Below are 19,705 nucleotides of genomic sequence, written 5' to 3'. Positions count from 1 at the left end.
GCGCATGCAACTGCCCCCCGGAAAAAAAGTCTATTTTCTTTCCGATTTCCACCTGGGCGCGCCCAACCACGAGAAAAGCCTCGAACGTGAGCGCCTCATTGTGCGCTTCCTCGAGGAAGCCCGGAAAGACGCCGCCGCCATCTTCATCGTGGGCGATGTGTTCGACTTCTGGTACGAATACAGGCACGTGGTGCCGAAAGGCTATGTGCGCCTCCTCGGCAAATGGGCCGAGATCAGCGACAGCGGCATCCCCGTACACTTCTTCGTGGGCAACCACGACATGTGGATGAAGGACTACCTGCAGAAGGAGCTCAATACGCCGGTATACTACGAAGCCCAGGAGTTCACCTTCAACGGCAAGCTCTTTCACGTGGCCCACGGCGACGGCCTCGGCCCCGGCGACCACGGCTACAAGGCGCTCAAGAAGCTGTTCCGCAACCCGCTTGCCCGCTGGAGCTTCGGCGTACTGCCGCCCCGCATGGGCATCGGCCTCGCCGATTACTTCAGCCGCAAAAGCCGCGGCGGCGAGCACAGCGAGGAGGTCTTCCACGGCGCCGACAACGAATGGCTCATCACCTACTCGAAGGAAGTGCTGGCCCAGAAAAAAGTCGACTATTTCATCTTCGGGCATAGACACCTGCCCATCGATTTTCGTCTATCCGATGAGAGCCGCTACATCAACCTCGGCGACTGGGTGATCTACTTCACCTACGCCGTGTTCGACGGAACGGAGCTCGAGCTCAAATCGTATACGGGCATGGATGATAAAATTGTAAGAGGATGACGGGAATATCGAACAAGGAACAAGGAATCAGGAAAGCTGAAGCGAAGTCAGAATTCGAAATTCCCTTCGTGATTCCTTGTTCCTTGTTCCTTGTTCTGCTGTTCTGTTGTTCCCGCCTCAGCGCACAGGACTCAACATTCCAGCTTCTCCGCACTATCCGCGTCGAGGCAACCGACTTCGCCGTCGACGGGCTCGACAACCTGTACCTCGTAACGCCTACGGGGCTGCTGAAGAAATACGGTCCCGCCGGAGACTCCGTGGCCGTGTTCAACAACGTGCGGCGCTTCGGGCGGCTCCATGCCATCGACGTCAGCAACCCGCTGCGGCCCTTGCTGTTCTACAAGGATTTTTCGAGCATCGTGCTCCTCGACCGCCTGCTGGCGCAGAAGTCCGTGATCGACCTTCGCCGCGTGCGTATTGCGCAGGCCTCGGCGGCGGCCACCGCTTTCGACAACAATATCTGGGTCTTCGACGCCGTCGAAAGCAAGCTCCGGAAGATCGATGAGTCGGGGCGCTGGCTGCTCGAAACGCCCGACTTCCGCCAGCTGTTCAACTTCAGCTTCGTACCCGAGAAGATCGTGGACCAGGATAAATCCGTGTACCTCTTCGACCCGAAAGCCGGGGTGCTCGTGTTCGATTATTACGGGACGTTCCAGCGCAAGTACCCGGTGGAGAGCTGGGCCTACTTCGGCCTCCTCGACCGGCAGCTCGTGGGCGTGCAGGGCTCGGCGCTTGTGCTGCTCAATACCGGCACGCTGCTGCAGCGGCAATACCAGTTCCCCTCCTCCTTCGGTTCCTTCCGCCGCTACCTCGTGAGCAACAGCAAGCTCTTTGCGCTGGGCAAGGATTCGGTGTCGGTGTACCGGGTTGGGTTCTGATTTCTGAAGTTTTACGTTTTAGGTTTTACGTTTGGGGTTTTACGTTTTGTGTTATTGGAAGCGCCCCTGCACCGTCATTCCGACGGAGCGGAGCGGACGAAGCAATCTTTTGCGCTATCTGGGCACTGCCTGACCTGCCGCTTCACCCCCCAATGCTTCGTCAGCCGGCGCTGCACGCTGCCTCGCAACGACGGCGGCGCCGGGCTTCGCTTATCTTTGACGACCCATGCGCGAATTCTTTCACTACGTCATCGGAAACAATACGGTCGGCGCTTACCTCTGGGCCATCGGCATCATCCTGCTGGTCTTTTTCCTGAAGCGGGCACTTTCGCGGGGACTGGCGGCGATCGCCTGCCGGGCCTTCGGCCGCGTCTGGAAAAACTTCGACGCCCGCACCTTCGCCGACCTCGTGGTGCACCCGCTCGGCATCTTCCTGGTCATCACCGTATCGATCGTAACGCTGTACCGCCTGCACTTCCCGCAGGAGCTCAACGTCGAGATCTACAGGTACGACCTCAAGCAGGTGCTGCTTTCGCTCGGCATCCTCCTGCAGATCGGTGCGCTCGTGTGGCTCATCCTCCGCAGCATCGACTTCATCGCCGTTTTGCTCCAGCAACAGCGCGATGGAAAGCCCGCGCAGAGCGAGTACCAGCTGATCGTCTTTTTCCGCGACTTCCTCAAGGTGATCGTGGGGATAATCGGCGTTCTCCTTATTCTGCGTTTCGCCTTTGGCTACAACATCAGCACGCTGCTCACGGGCCTCAGCATCGTTGGCGCGGCCATCGCGCTCGCCCTTCGCGAAAGCCTCGAGAACCTTATCGCCTCCTTCGTCATCTTCTTCGACAAGCCCTTCACCATCGGCGACTTCGTGAAGGTTCAGACCGTATCGGGCAACGTGGAGAAGATCGGCCTCCGCAGCACGCGGATCCGCACCTCCGACAAAAGCTACGTGACGGTGCCCAACAAGCAGATGGTCGATTCGATCCTCGACAACGTATCGCGGCGCACCCAGCTCCGCGGCTTTCTCGAGCTGACCCTGCACGTACAAACGCCACCCGACCGAATAGAGCAATTGCTGCAGGAAGTGCGCGCATTCCTGAAAGAAAAGAAAGACATCCAGTCGACCACGGTTGCCCTCTCCGACATCCGTACCAACAGCATCGTGGTTACCATCGAATATTATACACGGAGCATCGAGAATGCGCTGTTCGTAGCGCTGAAGCAGGAGATCAACTTCTATGTGCTGCAGCGGATGGCGCAACTCGACATAAAGATCGCGGTCACGCCGTAAGCGCATCGCGCAGTAGCACATAAAAAAAGTCCCGGCAGGTTGCCGGGACTTTTTATGGTATTTGCAGTGATTAAAGCTTCACAAAACGGATCGTCGTTGCCTTGCCTTTGTCGCTATAGCCAAGCAACTGGTAAGCTCCGGGGGGAATTCCGTTCAGGGAGATGCGGAGGCTTCCGTTTCCGTTTGCCACTGCCTGCGTAAAGCGACGAAGGATGCGGCCGTTGCCATCAACCAGCGTCCAGCTGATGGTCATGGAGCGGTTAGCGCTGACGCGGATCGTTGCATTGTCGCGCACGGCTGTGGGCAGCAGGTTCGCTTCCGAAATACCCGCCTGCAGGTTGCTAACCGCAGTGGTGCAACCAATCGAAACCACCCTTGTAATGGTGTCGGAGCAGTTGAACGAACTGGTGCTGATCAGCTGCACGTTGTAGGTGCCTGCTGTGGCATAGGTGTTGGAAGGATTCTGTACCTGCGCCGTGTGTCCATCTCCGAACTGGTAGAAGTAAGAGCTAATGGTACCCGAAGAAATTGTGCTGGTGCCGGTGAAGGTTACCGTAGCGGGCGCACAGCCGGGAACCGAATTGCTGAAGTTGGAAACCGGTCGGGGGAAAACGGTCAGCGAACCGAGGGCGGAAGAGTCGATCCCGCAGGCGTTATACACGACGAGATAATAGTAGCCCGCATTGGCGGCCGTGATCGAGGGAAGGTCCAGGCCGTTCGTGGTTGCTCCGGCTATCGGACCCACGCCCTGCTTTTTCCACTGGTAAGTAAGGGGAGCCGTGCCGGTAACGTTGGCCAGGAAGGAAGCATTCGCGCCCGGGCAGCCAGCTTGGTCAACCTGCGTCAGGGTAACGCTGGGTGGGGTGCAGGCAGCGGCAGCAGTGAACTCGTCTGCGCCCATGTCCGGTGTAGTCGTGCTGCGGGTTTGCACATCAATGTCCGTTGTTACCGATGCGATGGCGACGCCTTTGTTATCGAGCGCGGAGTTAGCGGCAATCGGCTGCACGTGAAGGTCGGTTGCCGAAACGAAGGTCGGGTTGACGCTGATGGAGTTGGGATCGGCACCCGTGGCCTGCCAGTTGGCAAGAGTCAGGTAATCGGTTCCGCTGCCTGAATTCGATACACTCGCCACGTAGTTGTTGCTGTTGCCGGTGCTCACCAGGTTATTGTAGTTCGTACCGATCGCTACGTTAGTCGCGCCGCCCGAGGTATTCAGCAGCGCATATTGCCGGCCGGTGCCCGACGAAACGCGCGTATTGATGAACATGTTGTTGCGCACGTCGTCGGTGGTGCTGGTATAGTTCTTCAGGTAGGCAAACGAGGAGCCGTTGTTGGACGTGCTGCCGCTAAGCAGGATCGTGTTATAGTAGATCCGGATCGGGTTGCCTGCGGTTTCCTGCGCAATGCCGCGGAGCGAGGTTGCGCCCGAGTTGCTCAGCCGGATAAAGTTGTTCACCACGGTTGCGGAGACTGCATCATACAGGTCGATGCCCATGACGAACAGCGACGTGGAGCCTGCCGCCATTGTATTGTTCAGGTCATGAATGTTGTTTCGGCTGATCGTTACATTGCTGATACCCGTGGGATGATTGATGCGGATACCGATTACAGTACCGGTGGAAGCGACGACCTGGTACACCTCGTTGCTGTCAATGACGGAACCGCTGGTATAGCCTACCGTTCCGTTTCCTTCCATGATGCCATAGGTACTGAAGTTGAATACGCGGTTGCCGCGGTAGATATTGCCCGTGTTCGGCAGGTTGACCGTTCCGGTGCTGTAGATGCACACGATCGGAAGCTTCGCGACCTGGCTGTTACTGATGTCGTTGTTTTCGATCCGGTTATTGTTGTTGCCCGCTGCGCCCGCGCCGCCGAACCAGATTACGCCCGTCGTCTGCGGAGCGCCCTTGATGCTGCAGTTGCGGATGATGTTGTTGGACGCCCCGTTGCTGAAGCGGATCGTATTGGAAAGCGTGTCATTGTTGCTGATGGTCAGGTCTTTCGTAGTGCCGTTAACCGTGTTGGAGCCGTCGATGGTGACATTGCTGGCACCGGCCAGGTCGATCAGCGGCGTGGAAAAGGTAGCCGCCGAGGCGATCGTTGCCGTGACGCCGGTTGCTGGCTTCACCAGGACCGATGTATACGAAGCAGCACCGCTGCTGGGACCCAGGCTGTCTTTGGCGGACTCGGTCGTATTGCCGGTAATTCGTACGGTGATGGCTCCCTTGTGCGTTCCGGCGTTGATGGCATCGAAGGCCCCCTTGAGGGTCGTATAAGAGGTCGGCCCCAGGGTGCCGGCCGTTGCGGTCACCTGTACCTGCCCGGAAGCCGTAAAGCCGGCGGCGAGCAACAGAAGTCCAAAAATGAGTTTTGTGTAGAGACGGTTCATACGGTTGTTATTAGGATGATAAAATTCACCTTTTAATTTCAACTGTGGGCATTAAAAAAGCGTCCTTTCGAACGCTTCCTTCTAAAACCGGTATTTTCTAATTGCGGAATCCGTGCGTGACCAGCGCCCCGATCTCCCTCTCCGGGAGGCCCGTGGTTCCATACTCCACGATGCGACCTACTTCCTTGCCGTTGCGCAGCACGATGAAGGTGGGTACATTGGTGATATGAAAGGCCTCGGAAAGATGCTGGATGGTTTGCTTCTGGCGGTCAACACCAAGTATGGTCACATGGTCGGCGGGGATGCCCGCGGCCTGGAAGGTGGCCATCATCTTGGGAAGCACCTGCTTGGTATCGTCGCACCAGGTGCCGCCAAAAGCAAGGATGTATACGGAATCCTTATGGGCGCGCAGGGCGGCCAGCGCCTCGGCGTTGGGAGTAAAGTTTTTCAGGCCGGTTCCGTACCAGGCAAAGGCCGTATCGGTGGCGAGGGTTTGCGCCGGGATAAATCCCTTCAGCACCTTCGAGCCGTTCTCGGCATCACGGCTTACCTCGGGGTCCTGGGCAAAAACGGCCGTCGTGGCCAGCAGGGACAGGGCAAAGAATAGTTTCTTCATGGATCGTTCGCTGATTTTTTCAAATGTAGGACGGGAAAGCACTTCCCGCAGTTGCACTGCGTGAAGAATGTGGTAATGTGGTGATGGGGTGATGGGGTGATGCAAATACAGAACTACGTTCTTACGAATTACCACGTTACCATATTACCACATCCGCAAATTATAAATGCGCTTTCAGCTCCAGCATGAACTTCCGGAGCTTCTGCAGCGACTGTATCATCTCGTAGCGCTGGTCGGCGCCTTTGTTTTTCTTGAGGAAGTCGCGCGCGCCGTCGATGGTGAACTTGCGGCGGCGGAGCAGGTCGTGAATGAGTTGGACGGTCTTGATGTCCTGCGGGGTAAAGAAGCGGTCGCCCTTGCGGTTCTTGCGCAACTGCAGCCCGAATTCCCCTTCCCAGTGACGCAGCAGCGACGGGTTGACGGCAAACATTCCGCAGACCTCGCGGATGCCGTAGTACTGCTTCCGGAAAAGCTCCTCGTCGGGCGGCACCTGCACGAGGCCTACTTCTTCGGCCATTGCCTTCTGGCTCTTGCGGCCACGCTTGCTCTTGGGCTTTCCCGGTGGCGGCTCCAGGGGCGCGCCCGACAGGTATTCGCTCAGCCCCGTGCTGGGCTGAGGGGCGAGCGGATCGGGGAAGTATACCTCCAGCGGCTCGTCGTGGGCCGGAGCATCGGGCAGTACCTCCTCAGGGGCTTCATCCGGCTCGTCAGCCTGGGCTTCATCCGCCTTCAACTCCGGCGCAGCCTCTTTCGAAGCCTCATCGGGCTTTTCGGGCTCGCCGAAAAAATCAAAAGCAAACTGGAACTGCTCTTTGGACATGAGCGACAAAGCTACGGAAAGTGAGCGGTGAGCAAGTCAGCGCTGCGCATTGTGCTCTCATGGCTTCCGGTGCGCAAATCGCTCACCGGTCACCGCTCACTTGCCCACCTTAATCGAAGCTCTGGTTGCTCGCCTGGGCGCGCTTCAGCAGGGCGTCGAATTGCTGCGGGGTGAGGTCGGTATAGAAGAAGTAAACCGGGTCGAGCTTGCGGCCGTTCTTGTGCACCTCGTAGTGGCAGTGCGGGCCCGTGCTCTTGCCCGTGGAGCCCACGTAGCCGATGATCTCGCCGCGCTTCACCAGCTGGCCGCGGTGGGCCTTGACCCGCACCATGTGGCCATAGAGCGTTTCGTACCCGTAGCCGTGGTTGATCTCCACATGGTTACCGTAGCCGTCGTTCTCGTTGCCGGCAACCGTTACGCGGCCGTCGGCGGTGGCATAGATGGGTGTGCCCTGCGGCGCCGTGAAGTCGAGACCGGCGTGCATCTTGGGCGTTTTGTAGATGGGGTCGATCCGGACGCCGAAGCCGGAAGCGATGCGGTCGAGGTCCTTATTGCTTACGGGCTGGATCGCCGGGGTGGCCGCCAGTAGCTTTTCCTTGTTCTGCACCAGCACCTGCAGCTCGCTGTACGACTTGCCCTGCACGGCGATCCGGTGCCGGAGGCCCTCCATGCTCGAGCGGATGGAGGCCATCAGTTCGGCGTTGTCCATCTTCTCGACGCGGGCCACCTCCTGCTGCTGCTCCAGCGCCTGGGTGCGGGCGCTATCGTGGATGGGCGTTGCCTCGAAGATCGACCGGTATACATTGTTATCGCGCTTCTCGAGCTCCTTCATCTGGGCCCGCAGGTCGTCGAGCTGCTGGTCGACAGCGACAAAGCGGTCGCGGAGGCTGCGGTTCTCCGATTGCAGCAGCTTCTCCCCCGGTGAGCCGAGGAAGCGGAAGGCCGCCCAGGCCAGCAGGCCACCGGTAACGAGCGACACGCCCATGAAGCTGAACACACGAAGCAGCTTCACACGCAGGGGTGTTACGAGCTTCTCGTAGCGGAGGGTGTGGGTGTTATAGTAGTACTTAATCTTCTTCATGGAGCTGCAGGACCCGGGCATCGGTAATCGTCAATCGTCAATCCTGATCCCAAAATTTCAGCGTTTGCGGTCGCTCACCCTTCCCTCAGGGAAGGGCCGGGATGGGTCTTCGCGGCGGACGATTCATTACCTTTGGCCTCCCTTGTCACAAGGCAAGGCCAACAAATTTACCTTTCCGGCAGGAAAAACCTCAACAATCTTGTTTCGCTCATGATGACCAGTGCCCAGATACGCCAGGCCTTCCTGGATTTTTTTGCGCAGAAAGGCCACCAGATCGTGCCTTCTGCTCCCGTAGTTGTGAAGAATGACCCGACGCTCATGTTCACCAATGCGGGCATGAACCAGTTCAAGGATTACTTTCTCGGCAACAAGGTCGCGCCCCACCCGCGCGTGGCCGACACGCAGAAGTGCCTCCGCGTGAGCGGCAAGCACAACGACCTCGAGGAAGTGGGTGTCGATACCTATCACCACACGCTCTTCGAAATGCTGGGCAACTGGAGCTTTGGCGACTACTTCAAGAAAGAGGCGATCGAGTGGAGCTGGGAGCTGCTGACGAAGGTGCTCGGCATCCCCGAAGACCGCATGTACGTGACGGTGTTCGAAGGCGACGCTTCCGAAGGTCTGCCCAAAGACGAGGAGGCCGCCGCCGAGTGGCGCAAGTGGGTGGCCGAAGACCGCATCCTGCTGGGCAATAAGAAAGACAATTTCTGGGAGATGGGCGATACCGGCCCCTGCGGACCCTGCACCGAGATCCACGTCGACACGCGCCCTGATGCCGAACGCTCGGGCATCGACGGCAAGAGCCTGGTGAATGCCGACCACCCGCAGGTGATCGAGATCTGGAACAACGTATTCATCCAATACAACCGCACCAAGGACGGCTCGCTGCAGCCGCTTCCCGCCCGCCATGTGGATACGGGGATGGGCTTTGAGCGCCTCGTGCGCGTGCTCCAGGGCAAGCAGAGCAACTACGACACCGACGTGTTCACGGGCACTATCGCCGCTATCGAAAAGATCACGGGTAAGAAATATGAAGGCTCCGACGCCGGCAAGAGCGACATCGCCTTCCGGGTGTTGAGCGACCATATCCGCGCGGTTTCCTTTGCCATCGCCGACGGGCAGCTGCCCTCGAACACGGGCGCCGGCTACGTCATCCGCCGCATCCTGCGCCGCGCCGTACGCTACTACTTCTCCTACCTCGACTACAAGCAGCCGCTGCTCCACCAGCTGGTACCGGTCATCGCCGAGCAGTTCCGCACCGTATTCCCCGAGCTCGACGGGCAGCTGCAGTTTGTCGCCCGCGTTATCCGCGAGGAGGAAGAGTCTTTCCTCCGCACGCTCGACAAGGGCCTGCGCCGCATCGACGACCTGCTTGCAAAGGGCCATATATCGGGTGCAGAAGCCTTCGAGCTTTACGACACCTACGGCTTCCCGCTCGACCTTTCGCAGCTGATCGCTTCCGAGCGCAAGCTCTCCATCGACGAGGCCGAGTTCCGCGCCGAGATGGACAAGCAGCGCCAGCGCGGCCGCGAGGACCGCGTGGTGGATGCTTCCGATTGGGTAACCGTCAACGACGGCTTCAACAACTCGCTGTTTGTCGGCTATGACCAGCTCGAAACGCAAAGCAATATCCTCCGCTACCGCCACGTGAAGGCCAAGGGTAAGGAAAGCTACCAGATCGTGCTCGACCGCACACCCTTCTACGCCGAAAGTGGCGGCCAGGTGGGCGATACGGGCCTGCTTGTAATGGGCGACCAGCGCATCCGCATCCTCGACACCAAGAAAGAGAACGACCTCATTGTACACTACGCCGAGCGGCTTCCCGAGCAACTGTCGGGTGAGTTCACGGCAACGGTCGATAGCAAGCGCCGCACCCACACAGCGGTGCACCACAGCGCCACGCACCTGCTGCACGCGGCGCTGCGCGAGGTGCTGGGGCAGCACGTGGCCCAGAAAGGCTCGCTCGTCAACGCCGAGTACCTCCGCTTCGACTTCTCGCACTTTGCGAAGATGACCGACGAGGAGCTCGCCCGCGTGGAGCATATTGTCAACGAAAAGATCCGGGAGAATATTCCCGTTGTTATCAAACAGATGCCGAAGGAGGAAGCGCTCCAGCTGGGCGCCATGGCGCTTTTCGGCGAAAAGTACGGCGACACCGTTCGCGTGGTGACGATGGATCCCGGGTATTCCGTGGAGCTTTGCGGCGGTACGCACGTGGGCGCTACCGGCGAGCTCGGCTACTTCAAGATCACGTCGGAAGCCTCGTCGCAGGCCGGTGTGCGTCGTATCGAAGCCGTGTGCGGCTATGCGGCCGAGCTGTTCCTCAACGAGCAGCTGCGGCAGCTGCAGGCGATCAAAGAAGCGCTGCAGCCAGCCAAGGAGCCGCTGAAGGGAATCGCCACGCTGCGGGAAGAAAACGCATCGCTCGGAAAGCAGGTGGAGAAATTCCAGCAGGCGCAGGTCAACAGCCTCCGCGACAGCCTCCTGCAGAAGCAGGAACAGGTCAACGGGACAGCCTTTATCGGTGCTGTGGTATCGATCGGAACGGCCGATTCGCTGAAGAAGCTCGCCTTCGACCTCAAGACGCAACTGGCCAACGCGGCGCTCGTGCTCGCAGCGAATATCGACGGCAAGGCGTCCGTAGCGATTGCTTTCGACGACGCGCTCGTGAGCGGCAAAGGCCTCGATGCCGGCGCGCTGATCAAGCAGGTCGTTGCCCCGCTCATCAAAGGCGGTGGTGGTGGCCAGAAGGGCCTCGCTACAGCCGGCGGCCAGGAAACGGGTAATCTCCAGGCAGTGATCGATGCGGTAAAGGCAAAGATCTAGCACGCAGATAATAGTGAAAAGGCAAAAGGCGTCGCATTGCGACGCCTTTTGCGTCATTGCGAGCGCAGCGAAGCAACCTCCTCCACATGAGGACTTTTTGCGAATGAAAGCGACACTACGTTTACATGCCGTTGTCTACTGTTTGCCGGCAATTCGCTTAAGGCACGAGTTTGCTTCGCTGCGCTCGCAATGACGGCTTGCGCCGTTCCGTCCAACCACAAAAAACAGCCGCCCATAGCGCCTTTCAGCTCATTTACGAAGAATTTCGGGGATTAGGGGATTTTAACACTGCGAAAAGTTTCGTAATTCAAAATGCCATCCTATATTTGATCTACGAAATTCAACGTAGCCAAATAAAAAACTTATGAAACGGTATCTTCTTCAGGGACTAGTGGTGGCCGGGGCGCTGGTGGCGCTGCCCGCCTTTGCGCAGAAAGACAAAACGAAGGACAAGGACAAGCAGGTGCAGACGATCGTCATCACCCGCGATGGCAACATCGACGAAAAGACGGTGATCGAGATCAAGGGCAACCAGGTGCTCGTCAATGGCAAGGAAGCCGATAAAAGTCCTGATGTGAATGTGAACGTCACCACTGTAAAGCGGGGCGGCCATGTGAGCATCAACGGCATCGGCGGCCGCAATACCTGGGTATATAACGACAACGATGAAGGCCCCAACTTCTTCACCGAAGACGAGCACCGCGCCATGCTTGGTGTGGTAACCGACCTCGTGGAAAAAGGCGCGCAGATCTCCTCTGTCACGAAAGGCAGCGCCGCTGAAAAAGCCGGCCTGAAAAAAGACGATATCATCACGAGCATCGACAACGTGCAGATCAAGGAAGATGGCGACGTCAGCAAAGCCATCCGCTCGCACAAGCCCGGCGACAAGGTTAAGATCACGTTCCTCCGCGATGGCAAGGAGCAAACGGTCAACGCCGAGCTCAGCACCTGGAAAGGCCTCAACACCTTCAACCTGCGGGTTCCGAGCTTCCACATGGAAGTGCCTGTTCCCCCGGCAACACCCGGCGGCAGCTACTACTACCGCTCGGCCGACCGCCCGCGTCTCGGTGTTTCCATCCAGGATACCGAAGATGGCAAGGGTGTGAAGGTGACCGACGTCGATGAAGAGACACCTGCTGCCAAGGCCGGCATCCAGGAGAACGACATCATCATCAAGGTCGACGACCAGGCCATCGACGGCACCGACGACCTCCGCCGCATTACCCAGCGCGCGCGCCAGGGAAGCACCTTCACCTTTACCATCCTGCGTGGCGGCAAGGAGCAAAAGGTGGACGTGAAATATCCCCGCGAGCTGAAGAGCGCCAACCTCTGATAAGCGATCTTATGTGCATATGCCTCACGGCCCCGGCTTCTGCCGGGGCCTTTTCGTGCAGAGGCCGGCCGTACCTTTGCCGCATGAAACGAATGCTTCCCGGGGCCCTGGGCGCCCTGCTGTTGCTGGCAGCCTGCCAGTCGAAAAACACGGCGGGCTTTACCGTCGACGGCTCCTACAAGGGCGCGCATGGCGCCACCATCTACCTCGAAGAAACCAGCTTCAACAGCAGCAACCCGGTCATTGTCGACTCGGCAAAAGCCGATGCGAAGGACCGCTTTACGCTGCAGGGCAAACGCGGCGAGGAAGCCCTCTACCTGCTCCGCGTTGCCGGGAGCCCCGCCCCTTTTGCAACGCTTATCAACGATGCCGACGGCATCCGCGTTACCGCCGACCCGAATAACGCCGATCGTCCCTTTACGGTCGAAGGCTCGCAGGCGAGCCGCGCGCTGACCGACTATATCGACGCCAACAACAACCACCTGTCGACCCTCGTGGCCTTCGCCCGCCAGCGCGACAGCCTCGTGCGCACCGGAGTGGCCGACAGCCAGCTGCACGGATTATTCGCGCAACAACAAGCCGCGGCGGCCTCCTTCAAGACTTATACGCGCAACGTCATCCAACAAAGCAAAAGCGCCACCCTGTCGATCTTCGCCCTGGGCAGTTACCAGAGCTATGCCGCCAACCCGGCGCTCGGCGTGGACCCTTTTTCGCGCGAAGAATTCAACGGCCTCCTCAGCGAAACAGCTGCGCGCTTCCCCAAGAACAGCAGTCTCGCGCAGCTGAAGACCACCGTGACCCAACAGCAGCGTGAGCAGGACCAGCGCGCTGCCGCGCAACCGGCAACGCCCGAAGGCGTAAGCGCCGCATCCGCCGCGCTGCTCGGCAAACCCGCGCCGGACCTTGCCCTCAGCGACCCCTCCGGTAAAACCGTGTCGGTATCGTCCTTTCGGGGCAAATGGGTACTGGTTGATTTCTGGGCCTCCTGGTGCAACCCCTGCCGCCAGGAAAATCCCAACGTAGTCCGCGCCTACGAGAAATACAAGAACAAGAACTTCACGGTACTGGGTGTATCGCTCGACCGCGAAAAAAGCGCCTGGCTCGAAGCCATCCGCCAGGACGGTCTCGCCTGGACGCATATGAGCGACCTCCAGTTCTGGAACAGCAAGGCCGTCAGCACGTACGGTTTTGAAGGAATTCCTTTCAATGTGCTCATCAACCCGCAGGGAACGATCGTGGCAATGGGCCTCCGCGGCGAAGCGCTGGACGCCCGGCTTGCGCAGGAGCTCAAATAAATTTTCCGCACAACGCATAAAAAAAGTCCCGTCTTGCGACGGGACTTTTTTTTCGGTCGATAGTGAGTATTTAAGGTAATAACACACGGTCGATTACGTGCAGCACACCAGCGCGATAGAGGATATCGCTCATGCCGATATTGGCTGCCGTTGTGTTGCTCGTGCCTTTTACGGTGGTACCGCCGGCGCCGATCGTCACGTTGGTTCCCTGTACGGTAGCCACGCTCATCGTAGCGTAGCGGGCCAGGTCGGGCGAGAAGGCGATGCGGTTAGAGGCCACGAGCGAGCCGCCGGGAAGCGCGTGATACTTGAGCAGGTTGCCCAGTGTCGTGGGGTCGGCGGCGTTGATGGCGGCGAGGTCGGCATAGCCGGCAGCCTGGAAGGCGGCGTTGGTCGGTGCAAACACCGTCCAGCGGTTGCCTACGGCGTTAAACGTGTTGGCCAGGCCGGCACGGTTAACGGCAGCTACGAAGAAGCTCAGGTTGGGGATTGCGCCTGCGGTCGTCATGAAATTGCCCATTGCAGGAGCGAGCACACCGTTGATCTTGTGGATCACACCGTTGTTGGCGGTGATGTCGGTCTGGAGCACCTTACGTCCGTTGACGTAGAAGACGCCGTTCACACCGGTTACAAACAAGGAGTCGCGGTTCAGGTTCGTGTACACGGCGTTCGGGCCAGGCAGGAACGAAAGCTGGGTGGTGCGACCGGACAGGATGTGGTTGCGGAGGAGCGTGCGGAGTGTTTCCACGGGCACGCTGCTGACGGTCGATGCCGTGATACCGGCGGCGTTGAAGGCCGAATCGGTCGGGGCAAAGATCGTGTACTGGCCCAGGTAGGCGAAGGTCGAGTCCATACCAGCACGCTGCAGGGCGCTGGCGAAGATCGTCAGGCCGTTGCTGGCTGCTACGGTCGACACGTTGGCCGTGATACCGGGTTCGTAGGCGATGTTCTGCTCGCGCTTGTCGCAGCTGGCGAGACTAAGTCCCGCTACGGCCACGGCGGCGGCGAGGAAGAGTTTATTCAACTTCATTTTCATTGCTTTTGAGTGTCAAAGAATGGCGGGATCAGCGAATGTCGATATTCCAGCCGATGTACTGATAGTTTTCCGAGGCGGCGACTTCGCTGTTGCCATTGAGCTTGAACACCACGTTGACCGTCGGGATCGAACCCGCGACGAAGGCGCCGGGGTTGAGCACGCGCCAGCGAACATAGCCGAAGCTCGAGTTGGCGGGGATCGTGAAGGTGCGGTCGAGCAGCATGAAGTGCGTGCCTTCAACAGCGGTCGAGAAGTTGGGCTCCACGCCTACGCTGAAGGTCTGGGCATGGTCCATCTGGGGACCTACCAGGTTCACGCGCATCGTGATGGTGTCGCCCGAAGTGGCAGGTGCCGGCGGAACGTATGTACGCGTCAGCGCGGGATCGGCGGGGGCGCCGTAGGCCGTAGCAGAGGTAAAGACGTTGCGGCCGTAAGCCTGGGGCACACGGGTGAGCAGCGGGAAGGGATAGCCCGAAGTACGGGCGTTGTAGGTTGCCGCATCCCACTCTACCAGCGGCTGGGCGTCGTAAACTTTATCCTTGTTCTTGATGCAGGAGCTGAACGTGGCCAGAACCAGCAGCAAGGGAAGTAATGCTTTGATCTTTTTCATGAGAAATCAACTTTAGAGATTAATAACCGAAGTTTTGCACCAGGCCGGGGTTAATGTCCGTTTCACGCGTCGGGATGGGTGCCAGCACCTTGAAATCCGAGTAGCCCGTGTAGTTCGAACCGGCTTTCGGCATGGTCAGGCCGAGACGCTTGAAGTCGAACCAGCGGTGACCTTCAAAGGCGAACTCGAGACGACGCTGCTTCAGGATCTCGCCGTAGATCGTGTTGGCGGCCGGAGGATTCGGCAGCACGATGGGCAGACCGGTGCTGGTGAGACCGTTGTCGAAGGTCTGCTGCGTGGTAGCGTAGTTGGCGTAGCGGGCCTGCTTCACTTTCACGAGGTCGGCGAGGGCGCCGGCAGTGTTACCGAGGTTGAGGCGGGCTTCGGCGCGGATCAGGTATACTTCGGGGATGCGGATCACCGGAACGTTGTCCAGGTTGGCCACACCGTTCTTACCGATAAACTTGGTGCACTCGATGCGGGCCGTACCACGACCGGCAGTGCCGGACTCGAACAGCAGGTTACGGACATCGTCGGAGCGACCGGTGAAGGTGCCACCAGCGCCGTTGGCGTTGATGCCGGAGAAGCCGAGTGCCTGGAGCATGGCCGTGTTGGGAACGAGGTCGCCGAAGCCGGCGGTCAGCGAGGAGTTGCCACGGATCGACAGCGTCGTGTAGGAAGTCTGCAGCGACGTGTTCACACCGATGTTCTCGGCCTGGTTGGCAAAGCGTACTTCAAACAGCGATTCGGGGTTGGTCTGCGAAGTCCAGCTGGAAACGTAGCCGGATGTGTTTGCCAGGCGGTTTACGTTGGCAGCAACAGCCAGCACGGAGTCGGACCAGCGGGCGGCATTCGTCCAGTCGCCACGGTACAGGGCAACACGGGCGTAGAGCGCCTGTGCGGCTGCCTTGGTAGCAGTGAACGGAAGACCGCTGTTGCTGGAGGGCAGGCGCTTGTTGGCCGAGTCGAGGTCGGCGTAGATGCGGCGGTAAACGGAGTCGGCCGACTGGCGGTTCTGCAGGTTGGCCGTGGCGCCTTCTACGGTAAGAGGCGTCGACGTTACTACAGGAACACCACCGCGGTCCTGGCCCTGAACACCCATACCGGGCTCGTAAGCGTACGAGCGGGCGAGGTCATGGTAGTAGAGGGCGCGGAGGAAGTACAGTTGCCCTTCCCAGCTGTTGCGCTCCGACGTCGTAACGGCAGGCGAAGCGTTCACCGAAGGGATGGCAGCGAGCACCAGGTTGATCTGGGCGATCGCGTAGTAGCTGTTCTGCCAGTGGGCGAAGTGGGCGCCGGAAACGTTCAGGTTCTCGTTAACGAGGCGGCCCGACTTGTTGGTGTAGATCGAGTTGTCCGAAAGAGCCTCCGATACGGCGAGCATGTCGCGACCGTAGTTCGTGGTCGACTTCAGGCGGGAGTACACACCCGTGATGGCGGCGTTGATGCCTTCCCGCGACGTAAGGGCGTCTTCGGTGGCGATGGACTGGCGCGGATCGACCTCGAGTTGCTTCTTGCAGGAAGCGGCCGAAACCAGCAGTGCCAGGCCAAATGTTATTTTATAAAAAGAATGTTTCATGTTGTTCGTGCATTAAGAAGTTAGAAACCGAGTTGGATACCGATGTTGTAGTTCTTCGTCTGCGGGATGATACCGGTCGAGGTGCCTACGAATTCCGGATCGTAACCCCACCAGTCGCTCGAAGTCCACAGGTTCTGGCCCTGAACATACAGGCGGGCCTGGGACAGGTGCAGGCGGCGGGTCAGCGACTGCGACAGATCGTAGGAGATACGCAGGTCGCGGAGGCGGATGTAGTCCGCTTTGCGCCACAGGCGGTCCGAGGCCGAAGCATGGTTTACACCACCCGGCTCGATGCCACCGTCGAAGATGCGCGGGTACGACGTGATGTCGCCCGGCTTCTGCCAGCGGTTGTCATAAGCATACTGCCAGCTGTTGATGGTGCGGTTGGCGTCTTCGATCATGAAGTTCATCTGGCCGTCGGTAGCGAGGCGTCCGAACTCATAGGTCAGGAGGGCGTCCACCGTGAAGCCTTTGAACGAAACGCTCGGCGTCAGGCCACCCCAGTAGTCAGGCTCCTGGTCGCCGATGTAGCGGCGGTCGCGGGTCTGCGGCGAGTAGGTGATGTGACCGAAGGTGTCGAGGAACATCGGGCGGCCGGTAGCGGGGTTAACACCCATGTATACCTGCGTGAACACGCTGTTGATCGAGCGGCCGACACGTACCGTCGGATCGCCGGGAAGTACCTGGAAGCCGTTGTACAGTTTCGATACCTTGTTGTAGTTGTAGGCAAAGGTGAAGCCCAGGTTCACGCGGAGGCCATCGGGCGTACGCGGACGGAGGAGCTCACCATTGAGCGTAACCTCGGTACCCTTGATGCTGATCTCACCAACGTTAGCCTGGTAATCGGCAACGCCGTTTACGTAGGGAACCTGGGGCGACAGCAGCACGTCCTTGCTCTTACGGTCGTAGTATTCAACAGAACCCGTAATGCGGTTGCGGAAGAAGCCGAAGTCGATACCGTAGTTGGTCGTTTCGTTGGTCTCCCAGCTCAGGTTGGGGTTGCCCAGCTGCGCATACTGGATACCGGCGTTGCCGTTATACTGGATGGCGGAGCCGCTGAACAGGCTGCGGGAGGCGAAGTTGCCGATCTGGTCGTTACCGGTCTGGCCCCACGATACGCGGAGACGCAGCGAGGAGATCCAGTCAGCACGCTTCATGAAGCTTTCGCGGTCAACCACCCAGGTGCCGATCACACCGGGGAACATGCCGAAGCGCTTGTTCTCACCGAAGCGGGACGAACCGTCGCGGCGGGTGATGAGCGAGAGCAGGTAGCGCTGGTTGTAACCCAGGTTCACGCGGCCGAAGACCGACACGCGCTTGTAGCCCGTCCAGCTCGACGAAGCGTACACGGGGGTAGCGCCGGCGTCTACGGTCTGGAAGTAGGGCGAGGGGAAGCCGATGGCTTCGGTTCCGATCAGCTCGCGGTTGTCGCGGCGTGCTTCGTAACCAACAAAACCATCCAGCTTGAAGCGGTTGAACGCTTTGTCGAAGTTCAGCGTGTGCGTGGTGAGCAGGTTGGTGCCCCAGTTGCTTTCCACGGTTCCGCGGCCTTTAACGGCGAAGCCGTCGTTGGTGCGGGGATCGCGGTAGTTGTTACCCTGAACAAGGCGGTAGTCGAGGCTCACGAAGCCACGATAAGACAGCCAGCTCAGAAGCTTGTAATCGAGGTTGAACGAACCAACAAACTGGTTGGTGCGCTGCGTACCCGAGTTGTAGTCGTTAACGGCGATGATGTTCTGGTTCAGGGCACCAGCCAGCGACTGGCCGTTGCCAAGGAGACCGAAGTACGTGCCGTCGGCGTTGTACACGCGGTTGACGTTGAGGATGGTTGCGGCCGAGAAGGCGGGGTTGCCGAGGAAGGAACCGTTCGTAGCGAAAGGAACTTTCTGCTCGAAGGTGCTCAGGTTCAGCTTCACGCCAACCGTCATGCGGTCGGTTGCCTTGTGGCTGAAGTTGGCGTTGAGACCATAACGCTTGAAGTCCACCTTGTTGAAGATGGTGCTTTGGTACGTATAGCCGCCACCCAGGTAGAAGGTCGTCTTATCGTTACCACCCGACATGGAGAGGTCGTAGTTCTGGATCGAGCCTTTGCGCATCGATTCGTCCTGCCAGTCCACGTTGGGAAGCGTGGCGATCAGCGAATCAAGCTGCTTGTCGGTGTAGTTATAAACGCTGTTACCCAGGCCGGTAGCGTTGTTCAGCTCGGAGAGAGCATCACCGCGGGCGTCATGGAAGGTATAGCCACCGGGAGGGATCTGGGGGCTGTAGCGGTTGTAATACGCTTCGGCACGGGCGTTCACCCAGTCCTTCGTATCGAGGTTGTCGATCTTCTTCATACGCTCCGAGGTACCGGTGTAGGCGTTGAAGTTGAAGCGGGTTTTACCGGCGCGGCCACGCTTGGTAGTGATGATCACTACACCGTTGGAGGCCTGGGCACCGTAGATCGAGGCGGAGGCGGCATCTTTCAGCACGTCGATCGACTCGATGTCGTTGGGGTTGAGGAATGCGAGCGGGTTGGCTTCCGTGAAGCTGGCGAGACCCGAGGTGCTCATTTGCACACCGTCTACCACGTAGAGCGGCTGGTTGCCGGCGTTGATGGAGCCGGTACCGCGCACGCGCACGTTGATGCCGCCGCCCGGGATACCGCTGTTCGACTGCACCAGCACACCGGCGGCGCGGCCCTGGAGGGCGCGGTCAACGGATACGTTGGGCAGGTTGGCGATGGCCTTGCCGGACACGGAGGAAACGGCGCCGCCTTCTTCTTTCTTGCGGCGTACCTGGTAGCCGACCACCACTACTTCCTCCATGCTGCGGTCAGCATTGCGGAGGGAGATGTTGACGGTGGGAGCATTGCTGATCGCGCGGTCGGAAGCCTGGTACTCGGCAGACGAGAAGGTCAGGGCCTTCGTTCCGCTCGGTACTGTAATGGTGTAATTACCGTTGGCGTCGGTAACCGTACCGCGATTGGTGCCCTTGATCTGGACGGACACACTCGGTATCGGTTGCCCGTTTTCGTCAGTGACCCGGCCCGAAATGGTCCGGTCCTGAGCAAGCAGGGACAGGCTGAATAGCTGCATCCCTACTCCGAGGAGTAGCATTTTTCTCATGTGCATACGTATTTAAAAAAACAGTTTAAGCAGTCATCACCGGCGCGCCCCGCAACAGGT

General features: G+C 59.3%; 14 protein-coding genes. 6 read left to right on the top strand and 8 right to left on the bottom strand.

Features of this window, described 5'->3' with window-relative positions:
• The first annotated feature begins 4 nt into the window (after positions 1 to 4).
• The 3 genes from ACYU7Z_RS14265 (at position 5) to ACYU7Z_RS14255 (ending at position 2,953) form a co-directional block, all read left to right on the top strand.
• Positions 5 to 784 (top strand): UDP-2,3-diacylglucosamine diphosphatase, encoded by a 780-nt coding sequence (locus ACYU7Z_RS14265; protein ID WP_460571606.1) that lies wholly within the window; start codon positions 5 to 7, stop codon positions 782 to 784.
• A gap of 83 nt (positions 785 to 867) precedes the next feature.
• Positions 868 to 1,662, top strand: coding sequence for a hypothetical protein (locus tag ACYU7Z_RS14260; protein WP_460571604.1), 795 nt, complete (start codon positions 868 to 870; stop codon positions 1,660 to 1,662).
• A gap of 226 nt (positions 1,663 to 1,888) precedes the next feature.
• Positions 1,889 to 2,953, top strand: a complete 1,065-nt coding sequence (locus ACYU7Z_RS14255) for a mechanosensitive ion channel family protein (RefSeq protein WP_460571602.1) — start codon at positions 1,889 to 1,891, stop codon at positions 2,951 to 2,953.
• Between the two features lie 70 nt (positions 2,954 to 3,023).
• Here the strand turns inward: ACYU7Z_RS14255 and ACYU7Z_RS14250 are convergent, their stop codons facing one another.
• The 4 genes from ACYU7Z_RS14250 to ACYU7Z_RS14235 all read right to left on the bottom strand — a co-directional run bounded on the left by ACYU7Z_RS14250 (position 3,024) and on the right by ACYU7Z_RS14235 (position 7,859).
• A complete protein-coding gene (locus tag ACYU7Z_RS14250) occupies positions 3,024 to 5,342 on the bottom strand; it encodes a PKD domain-containing protein (protein ID WP_460571600.1) in 2,319 nt (772 codons plus the stop codon).
• Between the two features lie 97 nt (positions 5,343 to 5,439).
• Positions 5,440 to 5,958: a thioredoxin family protein gene (locus tag ACYU7Z_RS14245; protein WP_460571598.1), complete on the bottom strand. Its 519-nt coding sequence runs from the start codon at positions 5,956 to 5,958 to the stop codon at positions 5,440 to 5,442.
• Positions 5,959 to 6,118: 160 nt separating this feature from the next.
• Positions 6,119 to 6,778 carry a MerR family transcriptional regulator gene (locus tag ACYU7Z_RS14240; RefSeq protein ID WP_460571596.1) on the bottom strand — a complete coding sequence of 220 codons (660 nt, stop codon included), beginning with the start codon at positions 6,776 to 6,778 and terminating at the stop codon, positions 6,119 to 6,121.
• A gap of 109 nt (positions 6,779 to 6,887) precedes the next feature.
• Positions 6,888 to 7,859 (bottom strand): peptidoglycan DD-metalloendopeptidase family protein, encoded by a 972-nt coding sequence (locus ACYU7Z_RS14235; RefSeq protein WP_460571594.1) that lies wholly within the window; start codon positions 7,857 to 7,859, stop codon positions 6,888 to 6,890.
• 210 nt (positions 7,860 to 8,069) lie between these two features.
• Here ACYU7Z_RS14235 and alaS point away from each other — a divergent pair, with 210 nt between their 5' ends.
• From alaS to ACYU7Z_RS14220, 3 genes are all read left to right on the top strand, one after another.
• Positions 8,070 to 10,685, top strand: coding sequence for an alanine--tRNA ligase (gene alaS / locus ACYU7Z_RS14230; RefSeq protein ID WP_460571592.1), 2,616 nt, complete (start codon positions 8,070 to 8,072; stop codon positions 10,683 to 10,685).
• 364 nt (positions 10,686 to 11,049) lie between these two features.
• On the top strand, positions 11,050 to 12,018 hold the full coding sequence (locus tag ACYU7Z_RS14225) for a Do family serine endopeptidase (RefSeq protein ID WP_460571590.1): 969 nt from the start codon (positions 11,050 to 11,052) through the stop codon (positions 12,016 to 12,018).
• Positions 12,019 to 12,101: 83 nt separating this feature from the next.
• On the top strand, positions 12,102 to 13,313 hold the full coding sequence (locus tag ACYU7Z_RS14220) for a TlpA family protein disulfide reductase (protein WP_460571588.1): 1,212 nt from the start codon (positions 12,102 to 12,104) through the stop codon (positions 13,311 to 13,313).
• 70 nt (positions 13,314 to 13,383) lie between these two features.
• Here ACYU7Z_RS14220 and ACYU7Z_RS14215 read toward each other — a convergent pair whose 3' ends face one another.
• From ACYU7Z_RS14215 to ACYU7Z_RS14200, 4 genes are read right to left on the bottom strand one after another with little or no spacing between them, the layout of a single operon-like run.
• A complete protein-coding gene (locus ACYU7Z_RS14215; protein WP_460571586.1) occupies positions 13,384 to 14,343 on the bottom strand; it encodes a fasciclin domain-containing protein in 960 nt (319 codons plus the stop codon).
• 34 nt (positions 14,344 to 14,377) lie between these two features.
• Entirely contained in the window at positions 14,378 to 14,959 is a 582-nt protein-coding gene (locus ACYU7Z_RS14210) for a DUF4843 domain-containing protein (RefSeq protein WP_460571584.1), read from the bottom strand.
• Positions 14,960 to 14,978: 19 nt separating this feature from the next.
• Entirely contained in the window at positions 14,979 to 16,538 is a 1,560-nt protein-coding gene (locus ACYU7Z_RS14205; RefSeq protein ID WP_460571582.1) for a RagB/SusD family nutrient uptake outer membrane protein, read from the bottom strand.
• Positions 16,539 to 16,558: 20 nt separating this feature from the next.
• Positions 16,559 to 19,645, bottom strand: a complete 3,087-nt coding sequence (locus ACYU7Z_RS14200) for a SusC/RagA family TonB-linked outer membrane protein (RefSeq protein WP_460571580.1) — start codon at positions 19,643 to 19,645, stop codon at positions 16,559 to 16,561.
• Positions 19,646 to 19,705: the final 60 nt, after the last annotated feature.

The organism is Flaviaestuariibacter terrae, from assembly GCF_054777635.1.
This window is presented reverse-complemented; position numbering and strand designations above follow the sequence as displayed.

What these genes read in the sequence shown, in the direction of transcription:
- ACYU7Z_RS14250 (WP_460571600.1), bottom strand. Translation starts at nt 5,342, where the DNA reads ATGAACCGTCTCTACACAAAACTCATTTTTGGACTTCTGTTGCTCGCC.
- ACYU7Z_RS14215 (WP_460571586.1), bottom strand. Translation starts at nt 14,343, where the DNA reads ATGAAGTTGAATAAACTCTTCCTCGCCGCCGCCGTGGCCGTAGCGGGA.
- ACYU7Z_RS14210 (WP_460571584.1), bottom strand. Translation starts at nt 14,959, where the DNA reads ATGAAAAAGATCAAAGCATTACTTCCCTTGCTGCTGGTTCTGGCCACG.
- ACYU7Z_RS14245 (WP_460571598.1), bottom strand. Translation starts at nt 5,958, where the DNA reads ATGAAGAAACTATTCTTTGCCCTGTCCCTGCTGGCCACGACGGCCGTT.
- ACYU7Z_RS14265 (WP_460571606.1), top strand. Translation starts at nt 5, where the DNA reads ATGCAACTGCCCCCCGGAAAAAAAGTCTATTTTCTTTCCGATTTCCAC.
- ACYU7Z_RS14255 (WP_460571602.1), top strand. Translation starts at nt 1,889, where the DNA reads ATGCGCGAATTCTTTCACTACGTCATCGGAAACAATACGGTCGGCGCT.
- ACYU7Z_RS14200 (WP_460571580.1), bottom strand. Translation starts at nt 19,645, where the DNA reads ATGAGAAAAATGCTACTCCTCGGAGTAGGGATGCAGCTATTCAGCCTG.
- ACYU7Z_RS14205 (WP_460571582.1), bottom strand. Translation starts at nt 16,538, where the DNA reads ATGAAACATTCTTTTTATAAAATAACATTTGGCCTGGCACTGCTGGTT.
- alaS (WP_460571592.1), top strand. Translation starts at nt 8,070, where the DNA reads ATGATGACCAGTGCCCAGATACGCCAGGCCTTCCTGGATTTTTTTGCG.
- ACYU7Z_RS14235 (WP_460571594.1), bottom strand. Translation starts at nt 7,859, where the DNA reads ATGAAGAAGATTAAGTACTACTATAACACCCACACCCTCCGCTACGAG.
- ACYU7Z_RS14220 (WP_460571588.1), top strand. Translation starts at nt 12,102, where the DNA reads ATGAAACGAATGCTTCCCGGGGCCCTGGGCGCCCTGCTGTTGCTGGCA.
- ACYU7Z_RS14225 (WP_460571590.1), top strand. Translation starts at nt 11,050, where the DNA reads ATGAAACGGTATCTTCTTCAGGGACTAGTGGTGGCCGGGGCGCTGGTG.
- ACYU7Z_RS14240 (WP_460571596.1), bottom strand. Translation starts at nt 6,778, where the DNA reads ATGTCCAAAGAGCAGTTCCAGTTTGCTTTTGATTTTTTCGGCGAGCCC.